This window comes from Streptomyces buecherae, assembly GCF_014295035.1.
GTDB lineage: Bacteria > Actinomycetota > Actinomycetes > Streptomycetales > Streptomycetaceae > Streptomyces > Streptomyces youssoufiensis.
Map to the genome: position 1 here is coordinate 1,661,403 of NZ_CP060404.1, position 20,536 is coordinate 1,681,938.

The window sequence follows — 20,536 nt, forward strand, 5'->3', positions numbered from 1 at the left end:
TTCCCGTGAGCACCCGAGCGCCGCTCGTCGTCGTCGGCGACGCCCTGCTCGACCAGGACATCGACGGCGACGCCCACCGGCTGGCCCCGGACGCCCCGGCCCCGGTGGTGGACGTCACCGACGACCGCAGCCGCCCCGGCGGCGCCGGCCTGGCCGCCGCGCTGGCCGCCCGCGACGGCCGGGAGGTCACCCTGGTCACCGCGCTCGGCCAGGACCCGGCCAGCCAGGCGGTCCGCGAGGCCCTGGCCGGCCGGGTACGCCTGGTCGAACTCCCGCTGCACGGCAGCCTGCCCGTCAAGACGCGGGTACGGGCGGCCGGCCGGCCGCTGGTGCGCGTGGACCGGGGCGGGGGCCACTGCGGCGAGCCGGGCGACGCGGTGCGCTCGGTGCTGGCCAGCGGCCAGCCGCTGCTGGTCGCCGACTACGGACGGGGCACCGCGGACGCCGCACGGGCCGAGTTGGCGCGGGCCGCCGCGCGGGCACCGCTGCTGTGGGACCCGCACCCGCGCGGTGGCGCCCCCGTGCCGGGGACCCGACTGGCCACGCCCAACGCGGCGGAGGCCCGCGCGCTGTGCCCCCGCGACGACACCTCGGTGCGCGCCGACGCCGCGCGCGGCGCCTGGTTGGCGCACCGCTGGCAGGCGGCGGCCGTGGCCGTCACGCTCGGCGAGCGCGGGGCGCTGCTGGTGGAGGCGGGCAGCGACCGGCCGATGCTGGTGCCCGCGCCCTACCGCGCCCAGGGCGACCCCTGCGGCGCCGGCGACTGCTTCGCCGCGGCCACCGCCGGCGCGCTGGCCGACGGCGCGCTCCCGGAGGAGGCCGTGCAGCGCGGGGTCGCGGAGGCGGCGGCCTTCGTCGCCGCCGGCGGGGCGGGCGCGGGCGACCTGTGGGGGGCCTCGCCGACGTCCCGTACCGACGCCCGACGGTCCGTGGACGCCTTCGAGCTGGCCGCGTCGGTGCGCGCCGCCGGCGGGACGGTGGTGGCCACCGGCGGCTGCTTCGACCTGCTGCACGCCGGGCACGTGGGGCTGTTGGAGAGCGCGCGCCGGATAGGGGACTGCCTGATCGTGTGCGTCAACTCCGACGAGTCCATCGCCCGCCTCAAGGGCCCGGGGCGCCCCCTGACCCCGGTCGCCGACCGGGTGCGGGTGCTGTCCGGCCTGGGCAGCGTGGACGCGGTCGCCGTGTTCGGCGAGACCACCCCCGAGCCGTTGCTGCGCAAGCTGCGGCCCGACCTGTGGGTCAAGGGCGGCGACTACTCCGTCGACGCCCTGCCGGAGGCCGCCGCCCTGCGCGAGTGGGGCGGCCAGGCGCTGGTCCTGCCCTACCTCGACGGCCGCTCCACCACCTCGCTCGCCGACCGCGCGGCCCGCTCGGCGGCCCGCGCCGCCGCCGGGGAGCCGCGCCGGTGACCGGGCAGCCGCACACCGGCGCCACGGCCCCCGCCCAGGGGCTTGAACCAGACGCTCCGCGCGCCACGGCCGATCCCGGGTCCGGAGCCGGGTCCGGCGCCGGCCGCGTGTTGGTGCTGCGCGCCCTGGGCCTGGGCGACCTGTTGACCGCGCTGCCCGCGCTGCGGGCGGTGCGCCGGGGGCTGCCGGGCCGACGACTCGTGCTCGCCGCGCCCGCCCGGCTGGCCGACGCCGCCCGCGCCACCGGCGTCGTCGACGACCTGTTGCCCACCACCGCGCCCGGCCGGGCCGTGCCCCGCCGCCTCGACTGGAGCGGGCCGCCCCCCGAGGTCGCGATCGACCTGCACGGCAACGGCCCGCCCAGCCACCTGCTGCTCGACCGGCTGCGCCCGGGCCGGCTGTGGGCGTACGCGCACCCGGACACCCCGCACCTGCCGGGGCCGGTGTGGCGCGCGGACGAGCACGAGCGGGAGCGTTGGTGTCGGCTGCTGAGCTGGTACGGGCTGCCGGCCGACCCGGCGGACCTGCGGCTGCCCGCCCCCGCCTGCCCGTCCCCGACCGCCGGCGCCATCGTGCTGCACCCCGGCGCGGACGCCGCGGCCAGGTGCTGGCCGCCGGAGCGGTTCGCGGCGGTCGCCGCGGCGCTGCGCGCGCGGGGGCACCGCCTGGTGATCACCGCCGGGGCCGGAGAGGGCCCGCTGGCCGCCGAGGTCGCCGAGCGCGCCGGGCTGCCGCCCCACGCGGTGTTCGGCGGCGCCGCCGACGTGCCCTTCGACCGGCTCGCGGCCCTGGTGGCCGGCGCTCGGGCGGTCGTCGTCGGCGACACGGGCCTGGCCCATCTCGCCACCGCCCTCGGCACCCCGTCCGTCGTCCTGTTCGGGCCCGTGTCGCCCGGCCTGTGGGGGCCGCCCCGCACCGCCCGGCACCGCGTCCTGTGGCACCCGTCCCCCGCCGGCGGAGCGGACGGCGCGACGGCCGACCCGCACCGGCCCGGCGACGCGCACGGCGAGCGGCCGGACGAGCGGCTGCTGCGCATCACCCCGGACGAGGTGCTGGCCGCCGTGGACGCGCTTCTCGCCGAGGAGACACGCGGCCCGCTGGTCGCGGAGCCGGCGGTCTCATGAGCGCGCCCCCGCCCCGCGTCGGCGTCGTGGTCATCACCCGCGACCGCCGCGAGCGCGTCCTCGACACGCTGCACCGACTGACGCGGCTGCCGGAGCGCCCACCGGTGGTCGTGGTGGACAACGGGTCAACCGACGGCACCGCCGATGCCGTGCGCCGGCGCTTCCCGCAGGTGCGCCTCGTCAGCCCGGGGCGCAACCTCGGCGCCGTGGGGCGCACGCACGGCGCGGCCGTGCTGAGCACCCCGTACGTGGCGTTCAGCGACGACGACTCGTGGTGGGAGCCCGGCGCGCTGAGCCGGGCGGCCGACCTGCTGGACGCGCACCCGCGGCTGGCCCTGATCGCCGGCAGCACGCGGGTGGGCGCCGACGGCCTGCCCGACCCGATCAACGACGCGCTGTCCACCTCGCCGCTCGGCCGGGACGCGGACCTGCCGGGCCCCGCCGTGCTGGGCTTCCTGGCCTGCGCGGCCGTGGTGCGCCGCAGCGCGTTCCTCGACGTGGGCGGCTTCCACCCGGTACTGCACTTCGGCGCGGAGGAGGCGCTGCTCGCGCTCGACCTCGACGCGCACCGGTGGGGCCTCGCGCACTGCCCCGACGTCGTCGCCCTGCACCACCCGGACACCGGCCCCCGGCCCGGACGCGAGGCCCGGGTGCGCCGCAACGTCGTGCTCACGGCGTGGATGCGACGCCCGCTGCGGCACGCCGTCGGCCAGACGGCATGGCTGCTCGCGGACAGCCTCCGCGACCCCGAGGCCCGCGCGGCGCTGCGGGGCGCCGCCCGACGGCTCCCGGCGGCCCTCGCCCACCGCCGCCGACTGCCGCCCCGGGTGGAGCGCCGGGTACGTCTCGTGGAGGCGGCGGCGTAAGCCCACGGCGGGGCGGGCCGGACGGGCCCGGCCCGGTGGGCGCGGCGCGCACTCGTACGGGGCCGTGAACGGGGTTGCCGCTCACGACAGTTGACGGTGGAGCCCTGTGCGGTGATGACGGCATCGCTGATCCGTAGCGGCCAGCAGGCATCGCGGCGCTCCCCCGCACGACGCCCGTCGCCCGCGCCACGCGGGCTCTCCGGGCCACACGTCGCCGAGGCGAACCGCCCCGCGACGGCCTGGCGCCCGCCACTGCCACCTTTCCGTTTCCGCGCCCCCACCCTCATCTTGCCATTGACTAGATCCCCGCGATGACGCAATCTAGCCAATGACAAGATTTGCCGTGAGTGACCCGCGACAGGAAGGGCCGCGCCATGACGCACCGCCTCGACACCGTTCGCCGGATGTGGCAGTTGCTGGAGCCCGTACACGCCACGCTGTACTACGCGCCGGAGGCGTTCGAGGAGGCCGCCGCGCTCGGGTACGCCACCGACGAGCGCTGGCCCAGCTACTTCGCCTACCGCGCGGCGCCCCTCGGCCCGGTCGGCCCCGCGCTGGTGACCTCCCTCTTCTACAGCCTCAGCCCGGACATGGTGGAACGTCACACCGCTCCGGCCTGGCGGGTCGCCGCGCCCGAGCGGGTGCTCGCGGCGCGCGGCGTCGCGGTGGACCGCGCGCTGCGGAGGCTGCTGGGCGACCACATCGGGTCACCGGAGCTGCGCGAGGCCGCCGGGCTGGCCCGACGCGCCGCCGGGGCGGCGAGCGTGGCGGGCCGGCCCATGGCCGCCGCCAACGCCGCGCTGCCCTGGCCCGAGGAGCCGCACGAGGTGCTCTGGCACGCGGCCACCCTCCTGCGCGAGCACCGCGGTGACGGCCATGTCGCCGCCCTCCAGGCCCACCACCTCGGGCCCGTCGAGGCCCTGGTCTCGCACGCGGCGGTCGGCGCCGCGCCGCAGGAACTGTTCCGCAGCCGGCAGTGGTCCGGCGCGGACTGGGACGCCGCCCGCTCGCGGCTGGCCGACCGCGGGCTGGTGCACGCCGACGGCCGGGCCACCGACGAGGGGCTGCGGGTCCGCACCTCGGTCGAGAAGCTCACCGACCAACTCGCCGCCGCCCCCTGGGACGCGCTCGCCCCCGACGAGCTGGCCCGCCTGGCCGACCTGCTCATGCCGCCGGTCCTCACCCTCGTCGGCTCCGGCCTCCTCCCGGCACAGAGCACCCTGGGCATCGGCATGACGTACGACTACGCGTGAGCAGGGCGCACCGTGCGCCGGGGACGGGCGCCTTCGGGCGCGACCTCGGCCGTACGCGGCGCGTGGAGGTGGGCCTGGGAGACGGTGGGTGCGCCGCTCGGCGGTGCGAACACGGGTGCGATGATCGTTTGCATGATCTCCGTCGCGGATGTGACCAGACGAACCGGTGCCGGCCCGATGCCGCTGCTCACCGTGGACGAGTTCTTCGACGGCAACACGGACGAGGAGTCCATCGCCCCCAACCAGTGGGGGTACGGGCGCCCGCCACTGGCCGAGTTGGCCGAGCGGCTGCGGGCGATCGAGGCGCGCCCGGAGGTGGCGTGGGTGCGCGTCCAGCCGCACCCGGAGACCGTGGAGGCGCAGACACTGGCCGGCGAGGCGCTCGCCCTCTGCACCACGGCCGACGAGGCCACCTGCCGGACGTGGGTGGACGGCTTTGAGGCCGACGTCCTGATCGGCCTCGTGGACACCTACCGCGACGTGCCAGCCGTCCCCGAGGGCGCGCTCGTCTGGTCCATCACCTGGGACTGAGGCCGCTCCGTCGGCTCCGTCGGCGAGCGCGGACACCGAGGGGCGGGGCGCGGTCGGAGGGACCGCGCGAACGGGGCCGGGACGCCACGCCGGCCCCGCTCGCTCCGTGCGTCGCGCCCTAACAGGTGGGGCTGTCGACGATCCGGATGTGGGTCACCACGTCCGAGCCGAAATGCCACCACGAGTCGGCCTGGATGCACACCGTGCCAGGCTTGTTCGCGAACTTGACGATCGCGCCGTCGTCGTTGCGGGAGTTGACGGCTTTGACGGCACCGCGGGCTCGGGAGCCCAGCTTCTGGAATCCGCTGGTGACGTCCTTATATGCGGCCGTCGGACGATTCGCGTCGTAGTCCGCCTGGGTCTTGTAGAAGCAGACGCGCGGGAAGTCGCATCCGCGCATGCTCCCCGCCGAGGCGTCGGGAGCCGTGACCAGGGTGGCGCCGAGGGCGGCGACTGTCGCCGCGCCGACGCTGAGGAATTTCCTTCTCGCGTTCATGTTGACGAATGTAGCGAGGCAACGGCAGGTACCCGGAAGGGGATTCCACGCCATGCGAGAATTCAGCTTTTCCCTTTCCTCGTGTCCCAGTTCTCACGCAGGGGAAGATATTGCGCTCCACGCCGATTGTTCACGGCGCGGGCCATCATTGCTGAACAAACGGCGCCTTGCTGTACTTCCGCGCCGTGGCATCAGTCGATCCCCCATGCGATACGGGCGGCCTCGCGGCTGGGCCGGCAAAGAGTCAGTCACCCCTGGTCGGAGCCCTTCTGACGAGGGCTCTACCGCGCGTGCATGGGGTGGCGGTGAGCCTCCTCGCCCGCCCCGGGCATTCCGTCGAACACGGGGTCGCCCCTCGTATCCGCATGCGCCACCATTCCGAGCGCGGTCGTCCTGAAAGGGCCGTAGTGGTGCCGAATGGTCCGGCCTCAGCGTGCGCCACCCCGGGCGGCGGCCCGAACCCGCCTCGAATGGTTGGGGCGGCGGATTTCCCTCGGAAAGGCGGGACCGGGCGAGCGGCAGAATTCCACGAACTTCTCCTCGCGGAACGCTCGCGCGCGGCGGGGCGTCCTTGTCTCGCCCCGTCCGATGACGCAGCATGCTCGAATGCGCTTCTCCCTCAACATCCCGAACTTCGGAGACTTCGCCGACGTCCGTACGGTGGCCCAGGTCGCGGTGGCGGCGGAGGAGGCCGGCTGGGACGGCCTGTTCGTCTGGGACCACGTGGTGCACGAGAAGTACCACCGCCGCTCCTTCGGTGATCCCTGGATGCTGCTGACCGCCGCCGCGCTGGCCACCTCGCGGATCAGGCTCGGCACCATGGTCACCCCCCTCGCCCGGCGCCGGCCGCAGCAACTGGCCCGACAGGTCGCCACGTTGGACCAGCTCAGTGGTGGTCGGGTGATCCTCGGGGTGGGGCTCGGCGGGCCGATCGAGGACGAGTACGGCAGCTTCGGCGAGTCCACCGACCCCCGGGTGCTCGCCGAACGCCTCGACGAGGGGCTGGACCTGGTGACCCGCTTCTGGTCGGGCGAGGACGTGACCCACCAGGGCCGGCACTTCACGGCCCGCGAGGTGGCCCTGTTGCCCACCCCGGTGCAGCGGCCCCGGGTGCCGATCTGGGTCGCCGGCTTCTGGCCGCGCCGCGCGCCGATGCGCCGCGCCGCCCGCTGGGACGGGGCCGTGCCCCTGTTCACCTCGGCCGACCACGGGCAGGCGCCGGCCGCCGCCGAATACCGCGAGCTGGTGGAGTACGTGCACGGGCAGCGGGGCGACGAGCGGCGGGGCGAGCCCTTCGAGTTCGTCGTGGGCGGCATCAGCCCGGCCGATCCGGCGCGCGCCCGCGACCTGATCGGGCCGCTGCGGGACGCGGGGGCCACCTGGTGGGACGAGCGGCACCTGATCGACGACGAGGTGGACCGGCTGGCGCCGATCATGCGCCGCCTCCAGCAGGGCCCGCCACGGCTCTAGCCGCCCGCCCACCGGGGGCGCGCCGGCCCCTCCACCAGCAGGCCCCCGGCGGGACGTTTCACCGCACGCCGACTGCCGTTCACACATCGCTGGTGAGATGCCTGGCGCGTGACGCACCCGCGTCACCTCAGTTCTGGGAGGCGCGGATGAATCTGCTGGTCAACGGCGATGCCGAGGCGGGGCCCGGTGGCACGGCGGAGCCGGTCACCGAGGTGGCCGGCTGGCGGACGGTCGAGGGGGCGCCCGCCCTCGTCGGCTACGACGTGGGCGGCGGCTACCCGACGCCGGCCGACCCCGGCCCGGCCGCGCGCGGCAGCCGGTTCTTCTCGGGCGGCAACTCGCCCCGTACGGCGCTGGTGCAGGACGTGCGGCTGCCCGCCACGGGGCGCGTGGGGCGGCGCGCCGTCGACCGGGGCGCCGTGCGGTTCTCCGTCACCGCCTGGCTCGGCGGCTACGCGGGGCAGCAGGACGGGGCCCGGCTGTCCGTCGAGTTCCGCGACGCCGACGGCACGCCGCTCGCCCTGGCCGTGCTGGGCCCCGTGGCGGCGGCCGAGCGCGCGGGCCGTACCGGGCTGGTGGAGCGCACCAGCTCCGGCACCGTGCCGCCGGGCGCGCGCACCGCCCGCGCCCTGCTCGTCTTCACCCGCGCCGGTGGCGGCACGTCCAACGACGGCTACGCCGACGCCCTGTCCCTGACCCTCACCCACCACCGCGGAGGCCGGGCGTGAAGCTCAACCGTCGTGACCTGCTCAAGGCGGCTGCCGCCGCCGGTGCCCTGAACGTCGTGTGGCCACTGAGCGCCGGCCTGTCCCCCGCGCAGGCCCGCGAGGCCGCCGAGGCGCTGGGCGCCGACTACGACCCCGCCCCCTTCACGCTCGGCATAGCCTCCGGCGACCCGCGGCCGGACAGCGTCGTGTTGTGGACCCGGCTGGCGCCCGAGCCGCTGGCCGCCGAGCAGAAGCTGCCCGAGATCGTCGAGGTCGAGTGGGTGGTGGCGGCCGACGCGCGGCTGCGCCGGGTGGTGGCGCGCGGCACGGTCGCCGCCTCCGCGACGCTGGGCCACAGCGTGCACGTGCCCGTCCGGGGGCTGCGCCCCGGACGCCACTACTGGTACGGCTTCCGCGCGCTCGGCAAGCGCAGCCGGGTGGGCCGCACCAAGACCGCGCCGGTCGGCCGCGTCTCCTCGGTGCGCTTCGCCGCCGCCAACTGCCAGGCGTTCCACGACGGTTTCTACGCCGCCCACCGTGGCATAGCCCGCGAGAACGTCGACTTCGTGATGCATCTGGGCGACTACATCTACGAGCACGGCCCGGTCGGCGGCGACCACGTGCGCGACCACAACGCGCCCGAGGTCCTGACGCTGGCCGACTACCGGGTGCGGCACGCGCTCTACAAGGGCGACGCGTCGCTGCGCGAGGCACACGCGGCCCACCCGTGGTTCCTGACCTGGGACGACCACGAGGTGGTCAACGACTACAGCGGGACCGGCGGCGGGGCGCCGTTCATGCGGCGCCGGGCCGCCGCGTACCAGGCGTGGTACGAGCACATGCCGCACCGCGACGCCAGTGACTCGGCGCTGCCCGACCCGGAGATCCACCGGGTGCGGCGCTGGGGCGACCTGCTGGAGCTGACCATCCTCGACCTGCGCTCCTACCGCTCCGCGCAGAACCTGCCGGACGGGACCATCCTGGGCGGCGCGCAGAAGGAGTGGCTCAAGCGGGGCGTGGACCGGGCCGGCGACGCCTGGCACTGCTGGGCCAACTCGATCATGCTCAGCCAGCTCCGTGGCCGGCCCGGCGGCGGCTACATGTTCACCGACCAGTGGGACGGCTTCCTCGCCGAGCGCAAGGAGGTGCTCACCCACGTGCACGACGCGGGCCTCGAGGACCTCGTGGTGATCACCGGCGACTGGCACTCGGCGTTCGTGGACGACGTACGGCCCGACTACGACGACGCCTCGTCCCCCGTCATCGGCACCGAGTTCACCGCGCACTCGGTCACCTCGGGCGCCTACAGCGCGGACTGGAACAAGACCAACGGGCCGCTGATGGGCGCGGCCAACCCGCACCTCCAGTACTTCGAGGGCAACCGCTACGGCTACGACGTGTACGAGGTCACGCCCGAGCGCTGGAGCACCCACATGCGGGTGATCGGCGACCGCCGCGACCCGGTGTCCCCGGTGACCACCCTGACCACCTTCCACGTGGACCGCGGGCGCGCGGGCGCGTACGAGGACGAGGGCACCAAGGGCTCCCCGGCGCAGTACCGCAGGCCCACCGGCCGCTAGCCGGCCGGGCGGCGCCGTGGCGCCCGGAGGCGGGGTCGCGGGGCCGCACGGTCCCGCGACCCCGCGCCGGGCGCCCGGTGCCACCGGGGCTCAGGCAGCCGGGAGCAGTCCGGGGACGAGCAGGTCGATCTGGCGCAGGACGCCGTCGTCGCCGCCGAGTTGCGGGAAGTCCGGCAGCGCCTGCTGGCAGAGCGCGATGAGCTGGTCCCGCATGTCCCCGTCGCGCGGGTCGGTGGAGAAGGCGTAGAACTCGAAGGGCGGGCCGACCCGGGCGTGCTTCATCGGGAGCGGGGTGCTGACCAGGAGTTCGGCGACGGGGTAGAGGACGCCCTGCATGACGGCGATGAAGACGCGCTCCATGTGGTAGCGCTTGGGGTCGTTGACCCACCGCGCGTCGGCGACGGGCGTCGCGTACAACTGGTCGAGCAGCCGCAGCATGTAGGTGAAGGCGGCGTTGAACAGGGCCAGCGGGCGGGCGATGGGTAGGCCCTCGTAGTCCCTCAGGTGCGGGCTGGTGGCCAGGGTCTGTTCGACGGCGAGGGCGGAGTCGATGTTGACCTCCGCCTCGCGGGTGCCGTCCACGATGCCGATGCCCTCGATGTGGCGGAGCATCCGGTTGAAGCGCTCGAAGTGGGTGTACTCCTCAAGGCCCGGGCGCGGGTTGTTCGGGTTCTTGGGCACCGTGCCCTTGCTCGGGTCGGCGCCCTCGCCCTGGTCGATGATGATGTTCAGGGCCTGGAGGGCGGTCTTCTGGTCGGTGACGATGACCGGCTTCCCGCCGCCGTACTCGTTCCAGAACCCGCGGTTGTACTGGCACCCGCGCGCGCCGTCCTTGTTCCAGGGAATCTCGCCCTTGCCGTCCAGGTGCTTGATGCCCTCGATGACCCGGCGGTACAGCTCGCCGATGGTGGCGTACTCCCAGACGTCGCCGTCCTTGTGCACGATGCCGTCGGCGACCTCCTGACCGGCGGGCAGGTCGTCGCTGGCGGGCACCTTGTGCGGCTTCTCGATCTCCAGGAAGGTCCTGCGCACCAGGTCGGTGGAGAGCGGGCCGAGCGCCAGCGGCAGGGCCGGGTGGCGGTGCGGCAGGTCGCTCGGGAACGTCGGGACGAAGTTCGCGTCGCAGAACCGGATGCGGTCCCCCGCCCCGATCCCCACCAGCACGTTGCGCGCCAGGCACAGGTGCAGCATCTCCTCGACGGCGATGCCGAGGAGGGTGCGCAGCGCCCCGATGCCCGGGGACCACTGCGAGTAGCCGCGGGTCTTGATGGAGTACGCGGCGTACAGGTACGGCCCGATGGTGCACATCTCCACCTTGGCCGCGGCGTGCAGGTGGGAGACCAACTCCTCGTACGTCTCGATCCTGCGGGTCGGGACGAGCGGCTCGGGCGGGGTGAAGGGCGGGGCGGCGAGTCGGGGGGCCTGGGTGGGTGCCGTGGCGGTCACGGGGCGGGCGTCCTTTCGCGGGTGGGATTGCGCGCGGGGCGTCGCGGGGGTGTGGGGGGACGGTGGTGCGAGACGGGCGGCGGGGTGAGGAGGCCGGCGGCCGTCCAGGCCCGCAGCCAGCGCGCGCCACGGGCCACGGGGACCGCGCCGAGCGCCTCGCGCGCCGTCGCGGCGTGGGGCAGCGCGCGGAGCACGGCGTACTGGTCCGGGGAGAGTTCGCGCAGCACGACCGTGTAGTCGCGGCGGCTGACGGCCAGGTGGGTCGGCCGGTACCGCGGCCGGTCCGGGGCGGTGGTGCCGCGCCGCGCCGCCAGCAGGTACGGGTGGACGACGGCGCGCGTGCGCAGCAGCCGCAGGCACGGGGCCGGGGTCGGGGGCGCGCCGTCCAGCCAGGCCGCGTCGGGGAGGTCGACCAGTGGCTGCTCCGCTCCGTCCCGCTCCGCCCGCGCGGCCAGCTCCTCCGTCCCCTCCGCGTCGAGGACCTCGCCGTACGTCCGCTCCAGGTGGGCCAGGTCCACGAGGAGGTCGATCCACCGCTCGCGGGCCGAGGGGGCGAGGTGGGCGTCGGGGCGGTGGCGTTCGAGGTGGTCGGCGAACCGGTCGCCGAGCCGGGCCAGGGCCCAGGAGCGCGGCGGGCAGGCGTGCAGGTACTCGGCGCAGAAGCGGTCGAAGAGGTCGTCGCCGAGGAGGAGGCGCAGCGCCGGGTACGTGGTGCGCAGGGACTCGATGAGCCGCGTCCGGTAGCTCGTGCGGTACAGGTCCAGGCACGCTCGCGGGTCGAGCGCGCCGCCGGCGGCCAACACCCGCCGTGCGGCGCCCGGTTCGGGCGGGTCGGCGGCGAGGAGCGCGGCCTGGAACCAGCTCTGGAGTTCGGCCAGGGCGCCCGGCGCGCGGGCCGGGTCAGCCACGGACGGCCCCGGCCGGGGACGGGCGCCGGGCGCGGCGGCGCGCCAGGTCGGCCTCGGCGGCCAGCGCGGGGAACGGCGGCAGGTGGTCGTCCCACTCGATGAGCGTGCTGACGCCGCCGGTGTGCTCCACCACCCGTTCGTACAGCTCCCACACGGGTTCCGCCACGGGCGCGTCGTGGGTGTCCACGATGTGCGTGCCGTGGTGCCGGTGCCCGGCCAGGTGGGTGTAGGCCACCCGGTGGTGTGGCAGGTGGCGCAGGTAGGCGTGGGGGTCGAAGCGGTGGTTGACGGAGGAGACGTAGACGTTGTTGACGTCCAGCAGTACGGCGCAGTCGGCCTCCTCCGCGACCCGGGAGACGAACTCCCACTCGGGCATGGCCGACCCGGCGAAGCCGACGTAGCTGCTCGGGTTTTCCAGCGCGATGGTGCGCCCCAACACGTCCTGGACCTGCCGTACCCGGCGCACGACGTGGCGCAGGGTCTCCTCGGTGAAGGGCAGCGGCAGCAGTTCGTGGCTGTGCGCGCCGGCCACGCCCGTCCAGCACAGGTGGTCCGAGACCCAGACCGCGCGGACCTCGTCGGCCAGGCGGCGCAGCAGCGCCAGGTAGTCGCGGTCCAACGGGTCGGTGCTGCCGATGGACAGGCACACCCCGTGCAGCAGGACGGGGTAGCGCTCGGCGATCTCGGCCAGCGCGCGGCGCCGCGCGCCGTGGCAGTCCAGGTAGTTCTCGGTGATCGCCTCGAAGAAGTCCACCGCGGGCCAGTGCGCGCGGATGTGGGGCACGTGCGGGCCGCGCAGCCCGACGCCGAAGCCGAGGCGGCGCGTGCCCGGGCCGGCGGTCCCGGCCCGCGCGCCCGCCTCAGGCACGGGTGGGCTTCTTGATGACGTCGTACGGGGGGATCACGTCGTCGGGCCAGCCCTGGCCGGGCGAGGGGCCGAAGGCGAGGCCCGCCTCGTACATCCTGGCCTCGAACAGCTTGCGCGCCAGCTTCCACACGCTCTTGCCCTTGTGCGGGCCGCACGCGTGCACCCGGCTCTCGTTGATGGGGCTGGCGCAACTGCCGTTCCAGCGGCACGCCTGCTCGCCCGGGTGGGCCTGCTCGTAGTCGCTGCCGGCGTACCCGCAGCCGCCGAGGCCCCGGCAGGCGCCCTCGCCGTGGCAGACGTGCACGACCGTGGCGCACTGGCCCATGCCGGCCATCGGGGCCGTTCCCGGCGCGTCCTGGTGACGGCAGGAGTTCAGGCCCATGCAGACGTGCAGTTCCCTGGGCTGGTCGTCTTCCGGCCACGAGACACCGCTGTCGGGCGCCTCGCTGAGATGGAGCTGGCGTCCCTCGCCCGACTCGTGGTGGCCGGCCTTCACGTCGGCGACGATGGCGTGCACCGCGGCGCGCGCCCGCTCGACGTCCTCCGAGTTCACGGCGCCGTCCGGGGACACGTGGCCGTTTCCCTGACTCACGGAACTACCTCCTCGCTCATCGATCGGATGTCGACACGGCGAGCATGTGTCGCGGAGTCGCCATCGTGCCCGACCTGACGTGCCGTCTCCCTTCCCACGGAACGCGCGGCGCCCGAATCCCGCGAATGGCCGACGCGTCGGGCGGGCCGTTCGGCCGGAGCCGCGCGGCGGGCGGGGGCCGGTCAGTTCCGGGGCGGCGGCGGGTCGTGGTGGATGGGGGTGTGCGCGCCGGTCAGCGGGGTGCCGGTGCCGCCGCGGCGGTCGGCCACGATCTCGGCCGCGATGGACAGCGCCGTCTCCTCGGGCGTGCGGGCGCCGAGGTCGAGGCCGATGGGCGAGCGCAGCCGGGACAGTTCGCGCTCGGTCAGGCCGGCGGCGCGCAGCCGTCGCAGGCGGTCCAGGTGGGTGCGCCGGGAGCCCATGGCGCCGACGTAGCCGACCGGCAGCCGCAGCGCGCGCTCGAGGAGCGGCACGTCGAACTTGGCGTCGTGGGTGAGCACGCACAGCACGGTGCGGCCGTCGACGCCACCGCCCGCGCGCCCCTCGTCGGCCCCCTCCCCCGCGCGCGCCCCGTCCGGCGCGGTCCGGGCGGACCGGGCGGACCGGGTGACCTGCGCGTCCAGGTAGCGGTGCGGCCAGTCGGCCACCACCTCGTCGGCCTCCGGGAAGCGCTGCGGCGTCGCGAAGACCGGGCGGGCGTCGCACACGCTCACGTGGTAGCCGAGGAACTTGCCGACCCGGACCAGCGCGCTCGCGAAGTCCACCGCGCCGAAGATGATCATGCGCGGGGCCGGCACGCTGGACTCGACGAGCACGGTGACCGGCTCGCCGCAGCGCTCGCCCGTCGCGCCGATGGTGCGGGTGTCGGTGCGGCCCGCGTCCAGCAGGGCGGCGGCCTCGGCCGCCGCGATGCGGTCCAGCGCCGGGTCGCCGCCGAGCGAGCCGGCGTACCCGCCGCCGGGCTGCACCAGCAGGGCGCGGCCGATGAGTTCGGCCGGGCCCGCGACGACCCGTACCAGCGCCGCCGCCCGCCCACCGGCCGCGGCGTCCAGCGCCGCCGCCAGCGTCGCCGACGCGTCCCCGGTCGTCCGGTCACCGGGCCCGGCGCCGCCGCCTTGGCCCGGGTCGCCGCCGCGCACCGGGGTGACCAGCACGTCGATCACCCCGCCGCAGGTCAGGCCAACGGCGAAGGCGTCGTCGTCGCTGTAGCCGAAGCGTTCGACGGTGCTGCGCCCGCTCTCCAGGGCCCGCTGGCACAGCTCGTACACGGCCCCCTCCACGCAGCCGCCGGAGACCGAGCCGATGGCCGCGCCGTCGGCGTCCACGGCCAGCGCGGCGCCTACTTCGCGCGGCGCGCTGCCGCTCACGGCCACCACCGTGGCGGCGGCGAAGTCCCGCCCCCGCGCGCGCCACCGCGTCAGTTCGTCGGCGATGTCCAACATGGTCCTCAGCTCCCTCGGCGTTACGGGCGGGCCGGCGTACGGGGCGTGGCGCTCGGTCAGGCCGCCCTGAGCCAGCCCTCGATGGGGTGCAGGGCGAAGTAGACCGTGAAGACGACGGCCAGCGCCCACAGGAAGGGGCCCGGCTCGCGCCATTGCCCCCGCGCGGCCCTGAGACAGACGTACGCGATGACGCCCGCGCCGACGCCGACGGTGATCGAGTACGTGAACGGCATGAGCGCCACGGTCAGGAACACCGGCACGGCCACCGTGTGGTCGGCCCAGTCCACGTGACGGGCGTCGCGCAGCATCATCGCGCCGATCACCACCAGGGCCGCGGCGGCCACCTGGGCCGGCACCATCTGGGTGAGCGGCGTGAGGAAGAGGCAGGCCGCGAAGAACAGGCCGGTGACGACGCTGGCGAGCCCGGTGCGGGCACCCTCGCCGACGCCGGTGGCCGACTCGATGAAGACCGTCTGGCCCGACGCGCCGCTCACGCCGCCGACGGCCCCGCCCGCGCCGTCGACGAACAGCGCCCTGCTCAACCCGGGCATGCGGCCCCGCTCGTCCGCCAGCCGGGCCTGGGTGCCGACCCCGATGATGGTGGCCATGGCGTCGAAGAAGCCGGCGAGCACCAGCGTGAAGACGATGACGCCGACGGTCACGCCGCCGATCTCGCCCCAGCCGCCGAACTCCACCTGCCCGATGAGCGAGAAGTCCGGCCGCGATACGGCGTGTGCCGGCAGCTCCGGCGGCCGGCCGCCCCAGGTCGCGGCCGGCAGGTCACCGACCGCCTGCACGGCCACGGCGACGACGGTGCCGGCCACGATGCCGATGAGCAGCGCGCCGGGGACCTCGCGGGCCTGCAACATGAAGATCAGCAGCAGCGTCACGGAGAAGATCAGCACGGGCCAGCCGCGGAGTTCGCCGTCCACGCCGAGCGTGACGGGCGCGCCGACGCCGACGAAGCCCGCCTTGACGAGGCCGAGCAGCGCGATGAACATCCCGATGCCCATGGTGATGCCGTGTCGCAGCGGCGCCGGGATGGCGTTCATGATCGCCTCGCGGAGCCCGGTGACCGCCAGGAGCATGATGACGGCGCCGTAGACGACGCACATGCCCATCGCCTGCGGCCACGTCATGTGCGGCACCACCTGGGTGGTGAGGACGGCGGAGACGCTCAGCCCGGCGGCCAGCGCCAGCGGCACCTTGCCGACCAGGCCCATCAGCAGCGTGGTGACGGCGGCGGCCAGGGCGGTCGCCGTGATCAGCGCGGGCCGCTCCAGGCTGTGTTCGGCGGCGTCGGGCCCGCCCAGCAGCACGGGGTTGAGCAGCAGGATGTAGGCCATCGCCATGAAGGTGGTGACCCCGCCGCGCACCTCGCGGGCGAGCGTCGAGCCGCGCGCGGTGATGTGGAAGTAGCGGTCGATCCGGGACCGGCCGCTTGGTGGTGGCGGGTCGGCGCCCGCCTCGTCGGCCGCGGTCGGTGGCCGGGGTGACGGTCGGGTCATGGTGCGTGTCTCCCAGGGGTGAGGGCGCCCGCGGCGACCGCGGGGCGCGGGGACGCTGCCGCACGACCCGGGGGACGGCCCGAGACGAACGCTCGCTCTCCTTCGGTGCGCTGGCCTCCTCGATGTCGCTTCCCTCGGGTCGCTTCCCTCGGGGTCGGTACGAGGCCGGGTTCCCGCCCCGCGCGCGGGCGGGCCCGACATCGCCGGGGCCCGGCCCCCGCCCCGCGCGGGGCCGGGGCCCGGATCGTCGTGGATCAGGTGCGGGTCAGGTGCCGGTGAGGTGCTCGGGGCGTACGGGCACCCGGCGCAGCGGGAGGCCGGTGGCCGCGCGGATGGCGGCGACGATGGCGGGCGTGGCCGAGAGCGTTGGCGCCTCCCCGACGCCGCGCAGCCCGTACGGGGCGTGCGGGTCGGCCAGTTCGAGCACGTCGACGGGGATGCTCGGGGTGTCGACGATGGTGGGGATGAGGTAGTCCGTGAAGGACGGGTTGCGCACCTTCCCGTCCGCGACGACGATCTCCTCCAACAGGGCGAGGCCGAGCCCCTGCGTGCTGCCGCCCTGGATCTGGCCGGTGACCGACAGCGGGTTGAGCGCCTTGCCGACGTCCTGCGCGCAGGCCAGCTCCACGACCTTGACCAGGCCGAGTTCGGTGTCCACCTCGACCACGGCGCGGTGCGCGGCGAACGAGTACTGCACGTGCCCGAAGCCCTGCCCCGTGTGCGGGTCCAGTGCCTCGGTCGGGCGGTGCCGCCACTCCCGTTCCACGTCGATGACCTCGTCCCCGAGCACGTCCGCCAGGTCGGCCAGCGCCTCGCCGCCGTCCGTGACGACCTTGCCGCCCTCCAGGAGCAGTTCGGCCGTGGCCCAGGCCGGGTGGTGGCTGCCGAACCGGGCCCGGCCGAGGTCGAACACCCGCTCGCGGACGAGTTCGCAGGCGTGGCGGATCGCGCCACCGGTGACGTAGGTCTGCCGGGAGGCGGAGGTGGAGCCGGCGGAGCCGATGCGGGTGTCGGCGGGGTGGATGGTCACCTCGGCGACGCCGAGTTCGGTGCGGGCGATCTGCGCGTGCACCGTGACGCCGCCCTGGCCGACCTCGGCCATCGCGGTGTGCACCGCCGCGACCGGCTCGCCCGCCACCACCTGGAGGCGCACCCGGGCGGTGGAGTAGTCGTCGAACCCCTCCGAGAAGCCGACGTTCTTGACGCCGACGGCGTAGCCGACGCCGCGCACCACGCCCTCGCCGTGCGTGGTGCCCGCCCGGCCGCCGGGCAGCGCGCGCACGTCGATGGTCTCGCCCGCCTCGTCGGCGGTGACCCACTGCCGCTCGGGCGGCATCGGCATCGCCCGCACCCGGCGCAGCAGTTCGGCCACCGGCGCCGGCGAGTCCACCACCTGTCCGGTGGGCATCGCGGCGCCCTGGGACAGGGCGTTGCGCCGCCTCAGCTCCACCGGGTGCAGGCCGAGCGCGGCGGCGAGCTTGTCCATCTGCGACTCGTACGCGAAGCACGCCTGGACGGCGCCGAAGCCGCGCATGGCGCCGCAGGGCGGGTTGTTGGTGTAGAGCGCGAGGGCCTCGATGTCGACGTTGTCGATGGCGTACGGGCCGGCGCCGAGCGAGGCCGCGTTGCCGACGACCGCCGGGGACGCCGAGGCGTACGCGCCGCCGTCGAGCACGATGCGGCAGGTCAGGTACTGGATGACGCCGTCACGGCTGGCCCCGTGCTCGTAGTGCAGCCTGGCCGGGTGGCGGTGCACGTGGCCGAAGAACGACTCGAACCGGTTGTAGACCATCTTGACGGGCTTGCCGGTGTGCAGCGCGAGCAGGCAGGCGTGGGCCTGCATGGACAGGTCCTCGCGCCCGCCGAAGGCGCCGCCGACGCCGGAGAGCGTCATCCGCACCTTGTCCTCGGGCAGGCCGAGGACGGGCGCGAGCTGGCGCAGGTCGGAGTGGAGCCACTGGGTGGCGACGTACAGGTCGACGCCGCCGTCGGCGGCGGGCACGGCGAGCCCCGACTCGGGGCCGAGGAACGCCTGGTCCTGCATGCCGATCTCGTAGTCGCCGCTGACCACGATGTCGGCGCGGACCCGGGCCGCGGCCACGTCGCCGCGCGTGATGGGTTGCCGGTGCACGACGTTGGGGTGCGGCACGTGGGCCGCGTGCGCGTCGGTGCGCCCCGGATGCAGCACCGGCGCGTCGGGGGCCAGCGCGCTGGCCTCGTCGGTGATCGGGGTCAGCTCCCGGTAGTCCACGACGATCCTGGCGGCGGCCCGGCGCGCGGTCTCCGGGTGGTCGGCGGCGACGACGGCCACCGGCTCGCCGTGGCAGCGCACCACGTCCCGGGCCAGCACCGGCTGGTCGGCGATCTCCAGCCCGTAGTGGGTGGCGGCGGGCAGGTCGGCGTGGGTGAGGACGGCGTACACGCCGGGCACCCGCAGCGCCTGGCTCAAGTCGACGGAGCGGATCTCGGCGTACGCGTGCGGGCTGCGCAGCGTGTGGCCCCACAGCATGTCCTCGTGCCACAGGTCGGAGGCGTACGCGAAGTCGCCGGTGACCTTGAGCGTGCCGTCCGGGCGCGGCGTGGACTCGCCGACGCCGCCCCGGGCCTGGCTGGCCTGCGTGAGGCTGGCGGGGATGCGGGTGGCGCCCATGGTCAGCCTCCCTGGCTCGCGCGGGCGGCGGCCAGGCGCACCGCGTCCATGATGGCCTCGTAGCCGGTGCAGCGGCACAGGTTGCCGGCCAGCGCCTCGCGGATGTCCTCGTCGGACGGCTCGCTGGTGCGCTCCAGGAGTTCGTCGGCGGCCACCAGCAGGCCCGGGGTGCAGAAGCCGCACTGCACGGCGCCGGCGTCCAGGAACGCCTGTTGGATCGGGGCGAGTTCGCTGTTGGCCGGGTCAGCGGGGCTGGCCTGCCAGCTCCGGGCCGCGGCGAGGTCGGTGCCGGGGGCGGGCTCGGGGGTGTCCGGGGGCGGCGCGGGCGTGTCGTGGGTCGCGGGCCGGTCGGCGGCCCGCTGCCTGGCGTGGTCCGCCAGGCCCTCGACGGTGAGCACCTCGCGCTCGTGGGCCTGGCCGGCGGCCACCAGGCAGGCGCAGACCGGGACGCCGTCCAGGCGCACCGTGCACGAGCCGCACTCGCCCTGTTCACAGGCGTTCTTGGAGCCGGGCAGACCGAGCCGCTCGCGCAGCACGTACAGCAGGCTCTCGCCCTCCCACACGTCGTCCGCCGTCTGCGGGCGTCCGTTGACCGTCAGGTTCACGCGCATCGCGGTGCGCCTCCTTCCGTGCTGCCGATCTGGTCCCGGTAGCTCTCCCAGGCCCAGCCGAGGGTGCGGCGGGCCAGCACCGCCACCGCGTGCCGGCGGTAGGCGGCGGTGCCGCGCACGTCGTCGATGGGGTTGCAGGCGCCGGCGGCCAGCTCGGCGAACTCACGGACGAGCCCCTGCGGCAACGGCTCGCCGCTGGCCCACAGGTCGGCGTCGGCGAGGGCGGCGGCCAGAAACTCCTCGGCCGTCCTGGCGCGCACCGGGGTCGGCGCGGCCGAGCCGATGCCGGTGCCGACGCGGCGCTGTTCCGGGTGGAGCGCGAGCCCGAAGGCGCAGACGGCGATCACCATGGCGTTGCGGGTGCCGACCTTGGCGAACTGCTGCGGGCCGGTGGCCCGGGTGATCCGTACCGCCCTGATCAGCTCGTCCGGCTCCAGGGCGGAGCGCTTGACGCCGGTGAAGAAGTCGTCGATGGGGATCAGCCGGGTACCGCGCACCGACTCCGCCTCCACCTCGGCGCCGGCGGCCAGCAGCGCGGGGTGGCAGTCCCCGGCCGGTGACGCCGCGCCCAGGTTGCCGCCCACGCTGCCGCGGTTGCGGATCTGCGGCGAGCCCACGGTGTGGGCGGCGAGCGCCAGACCGGGCAGTTCGGCGCGCAGGTGCGTCATGATGCGCGTGTACGGGACGGCCGCGCCGAGCCGTACCCGCTCGTCGCCCACCTCCCAGGTGTACAGGTCGGCGACGCGGGTCAGGTCGATGAGGTGGGCGGGACGGCGGTGGTCGAAGTTGATCTCGACCATGACGTCCGTGCCGCCCGCGATGGGCACCGCCGAAGGGTGCTCCGCCTTCGCGGCGAGCGCTTCCCCCCAGGTTGTGGGGCGCAGGAAGTCCATGGATGTGCTCTTCTCGGATAGCGGGGCTGCGAAGCGGGCCCGCGAGGCCCGCCGGGCGGATGGTCATTCCTGTTCACGCGGCCTGCCTCCAGTACACCGAGGTGCGACACGCCCGGTGCAGTCACCGAACGCATGAAGCGGTTGGCTGGCCAGCGGCCCGGTCTTGTAGATTCGAACGA

Annotated in this window: 18 protein-coding genes; 8 read left to right on the forward strand and 10 right to left on the reverse strand. The window is 75.3% G+C overall.

The genetic code is table 11. From position 1 onward, the window contains the following. Nucleotides 1-5 precede the first annotated feature (5 nt). The 5 genes from H7H31_RS05985 to H7H31_RS06005 all read left to right on the forward strand — a co-directional run bounded on the left by H7H31_RS05985 (nt 6) and on the right by H7H31_RS06005 (nt 5,186). The gene (locus H7H31_RS05985) at nt 6-1,412 is read left to right on the forward strand and encodes a PfkB family carbohydrate kinase (RefSeq protein ID WP_187064092.1); all 1,407 of its coding nucleotides are present in this window, start codon (nt 6-8) and stop codon (nt 1,410-1,412) included. Then, nucleotides 1,409-2,536, forward strand: coding sequence for a glycosyltransferase family 9 protein (locus H7H31_RS05990; protein WP_187064093.1), 1,128 nt, complete (start codon nt 1,409-1,411; stop codon nt 2,534-2,536). The genes H7H31_RS05985 and H7H31_RS05990 overlap by 4 nt, the downstream gene beginning before the upstream one ends. After that, complete coding sequence (locus tag H7H31_RS05995; RefSeq protein WP_187064094.1) at nt 2,533-3,402, forward strand: glycosyltransferase family 2 protein; 870 nt, start codon at nt 2,533-2,535, stop codon at nt 3,400-3,402. Before H7H31_RS05990 ends, H7H31_RS05995 begins: the two co-directional genes overlap by 4 nt. 374 nt (nt 3,403-3,776) lie before the next feature. Continuing rightward, nucleotides 3,777-4,655 carry an SCO6745 family protein gene (locus tag H7H31_RS06000; protein WP_187064095.1) on the forward strand — a complete coding sequence of 293 codons (879 nt, stop codon included), beginning with the start codon at nt 3,777-3,779 and terminating at the stop codon, nt 4,653-4,655. A gap of 132 nt (nt 4,656-4,787) precedes the next feature. Continuing rightward, nucleotides 4,788-5,186, forward strand: a complete 399-nt coding sequence (locus H7H31_RS06005; protein WP_187064096.1) for a hypothetical protein — start codon at nt 4,788-4,790, stop codon at nt 5,184-5,186. 118 nt (nt 5,187-5,304) lie between these two features. On the opposite strand, the gene H7H31_RS06010 is transcribed toward H7H31_RS06005, so the two are convergent. Continuing rightward, nucleotides 5,305-5,682: a hypothetical protein gene (locus H7H31_RS06010; RefSeq protein WP_187064097.1), complete on the reverse strand. Its 378-nt coding sequence runs from the start codon at nt 5,680-5,682 to the stop codon at nt 5,305-5,307. A gap of 606 nt (nt 5,683-6,288) precedes the next feature. On the opposite strand from H7H31_RS06010, the gene H7H31_RS06015 reads away from it, so the two are divergent. From H7H31_RS06015 to H7H31_RS06025, 3 genes are all read left to right on the forward strand, one after another. Further along, nucleotides 6,289-7,152 (forward strand): LLM class flavin-dependent oxidoreductase, encoded by an 864-nt coding sequence (locus H7H31_RS06015; RefSeq protein ID WP_187064098.1) that lies wholly within the window; start codon nt 6,289-6,291, stop codon nt 7,150-7,152. Between the two features lie 146 nt (nt 7,153-7,298). Continuing rightward, nucleotides 7,299-7,880 carry a phosphoesterase gene (locus H7H31_RS06020; RefSeq protein ID WP_187064099.1) on the forward strand — a complete coding sequence of 194 codons (582 nt, stop codon included), beginning with the start codon at nt 7,299-7,301 and terminating at the stop codon, nt 7,878-7,880. Further along, nucleotides 7,877-9,439: an alkaline phosphatase D family protein gene (locus tag H7H31_RS06025; RefSeq protein ID WP_187064100.1), complete on the forward strand. Its 1,563-nt coding sequence runs from the start codon at nt 7,877-7,879 to the stop codon at nt 9,437-9,439. Before H7H31_RS06020 ends, H7H31_RS06025 begins: the two co-directional genes overlap by 4 nt. Nucleotides 9,440-9,529: 90 nt before the next feature. On the opposite strand, the gene H7H31_RS06030 is transcribed toward H7H31_RS06025, so the two are convergent. The 9 genes from H7H31_RS06030 to H7H31_RS06070 all read right to left on the reverse strand — a co-directional run bounded on the left by H7H31_RS06030 (nt 9,530) and on the right by H7H31_RS06070 (nt 20,357). Continuing rightward, a complete protein-coding gene (locus H7H31_RS06030) occupies nt 9,530-10,885 on the reverse strand; it encodes a ferritin-like domain-containing protein (RefSeq protein WP_187117821.1) in 1,356 nt (451 codons plus the stop codon). Continuing rightward, a complete protein-coding gene (locus H7H31_RS06035) occupies nt 10,882-11,793 on the reverse strand; it encodes an HvfC/BufC N-terminal domain-containing protein (RefSeq protein WP_187117822.1) in 912 nt (303 codons plus the stop codon). Before H7H31_RS06035 ends, H7H31_RS06030 begins: the two co-directional genes overlap by 4 nt. Beyond that, the gene (gene bufB, locus H7H31_RS06040; RefSeq protein WP_187059768.1) at nt 11,786-12,661 is read right to left on the reverse strand and encodes an MNIO family bufferin maturase; all 876 of its coding nucleotides are present in this window, start codon (nt 12,659-12,661) and stop codon (nt 11,786-11,788) included. Before bufB ends, H7H31_RS06035 begins: the two co-directional genes overlap by 8 nt. Further along, nucleotides 12,654-13,253, reverse strand: coding sequence for a hypothetical protein (locus tag H7H31_RS06045; RefSeq protein ID WP_187059769.1), 600 nt, complete (start codon nt 13,251-13,253; stop codon nt 12,654-12,656). Before H7H31_RS06045 ends, bufB begins: the two co-directional genes overlap by 8 nt. A gap of 182 nt (nt 13,254-13,435) precedes the next feature. Next, the gene (locus H7H31_RS06050; RefSeq protein ID WP_187117823.1) at nt 13,436-14,695 is read right to left on the reverse strand and encodes an XdhC family protein; all 1,260 of its coding nucleotides are present in this window, start codon (nt 14,693-14,695) and stop codon (nt 13,436-13,438) included. Nucleotides 14,696-14,751: 56 nt separating this feature from the next. Beyond that, entirely contained in the window at nt 14,752-16,203 is a 1,452-nt protein-coding gene (locus H7H31_RS06055; RefSeq protein WP_187060462.1) for an NCS2 family permease, read from the reverse strand. Nucleotides 16,204-16,468: 265 nt separating this feature from the next. Next, nucleotides 16,469-18,853 (reverse strand): xanthine dehydrogenase subunit D, encoded by a 2,385-nt coding sequence (gene pucD, locus H7H31_RS06060; RefSeq protein ID WP_187060463.1) that lies wholly within the window; start codon nt 18,851-18,853, stop codon nt 16,469-16,471. 2 nt (nt 18,854-18,855) lie between these two features. Beyond that, nucleotides 18,856-19,464 carry a (2Fe-2S)-binding protein gene (locus tag H7H31_RS06065; RefSeq protein ID WP_187117824.1) on the reverse strand — a complete coding sequence of 203 codons (609 nt, stop codon included), beginning with the start codon at nt 19,462-19,464 and terminating at the stop codon, nt 18,856-18,858. Continuing rightward, on the reverse strand, nt 19,455-20,357 hold the full coding sequence (locus H7H31_RS06070; RefSeq protein ID WP_187059612.1) for an FAD binding domain-containing protein: 903 nt from the start codon (nt 20,355-20,357) through the stop codon (nt 19,455-19,457). Before H7H31_RS06070 ends, H7H31_RS06065 begins: the two co-directional genes overlap by 10 nt. Nucleotides 20,358-20,536 lie beyond the last annotated feature (179 nt).

Coding starts and splice junctions, on each gene's coding strand:
- H7H31_RS06000 (WP_187064095.1), top strand. CDS start 3,777: ATGACGCACCGCCTCGACACCGTTCGCCGGATGTGGCAGTTGCTGGAG.
- H7H31_RS06070 (WP_187059612.1), bottom strand. CDS start 20,357: ATGGACTTCCTGCGCCCCACAACCTGGGGGGAAGCGCTCGCCGCGAAG.
- H7H31_RS06005 (WP_187064096.1), top strand. CDS start 4,788: ATGATCTCCGTCGCGGATGTGACCAGACGAACCGGTGCCGGCCCGATG.
- H7H31_RS06015 (WP_187064098.1), top strand. CDS start 6,289: ATGCGCTTCTCCCTCAACATCCCGAACTTCGGAGACTTCGCCGACGTC.
- H7H31_RS06010 (WP_187064097.1), bottom strand. CDS start 5,682: ATGAACGCGAGAAGGAAATTCCTCAGCGTCGGCGCGGCGACAGTCGCC.
- H7H31_RS06050 (WP_187117823.1), bottom strand. CDS start 14,695: ATGTTGGACATCGCCGACGAACTGACGCGGTGGCGCGCGCGGGGGCGG.
- H7H31_RS06020 (WP_187064099.1), top strand. CDS start 7,299: ATGAATCTGCTGGTCAACGGCGATGCCGAGGCGGGGCCCGGTGGCACG.
- H7H31_RS06055 (WP_187060462.1), bottom strand. CDS start 16,203: ATGACCCGACCGTCACCCCGGCCACCGACCGCGGCCGACGAGGCGGGC.
- H7H31_RS05995 (WP_187064094.1), top strand. CDS start 2,533: ATGAGCGCGCCCCCGCCCCGCGTCGGCGTCGTGGTCATCACCCGCGAC.
- H7H31_RS06065 (WP_187117824.1), bottom strand. CDS start 19,464: ATGCGCGTGAACCTGACGGTCAACGGACGCCCGCAGACGGCGGACGAC.
- pucD (WP_187060463.1), bottom strand. CDS start 18,853: ATGGGCGCCACCCGCATCCCCGCCAGCCTCACGCAGGCCAGCCAGGCC.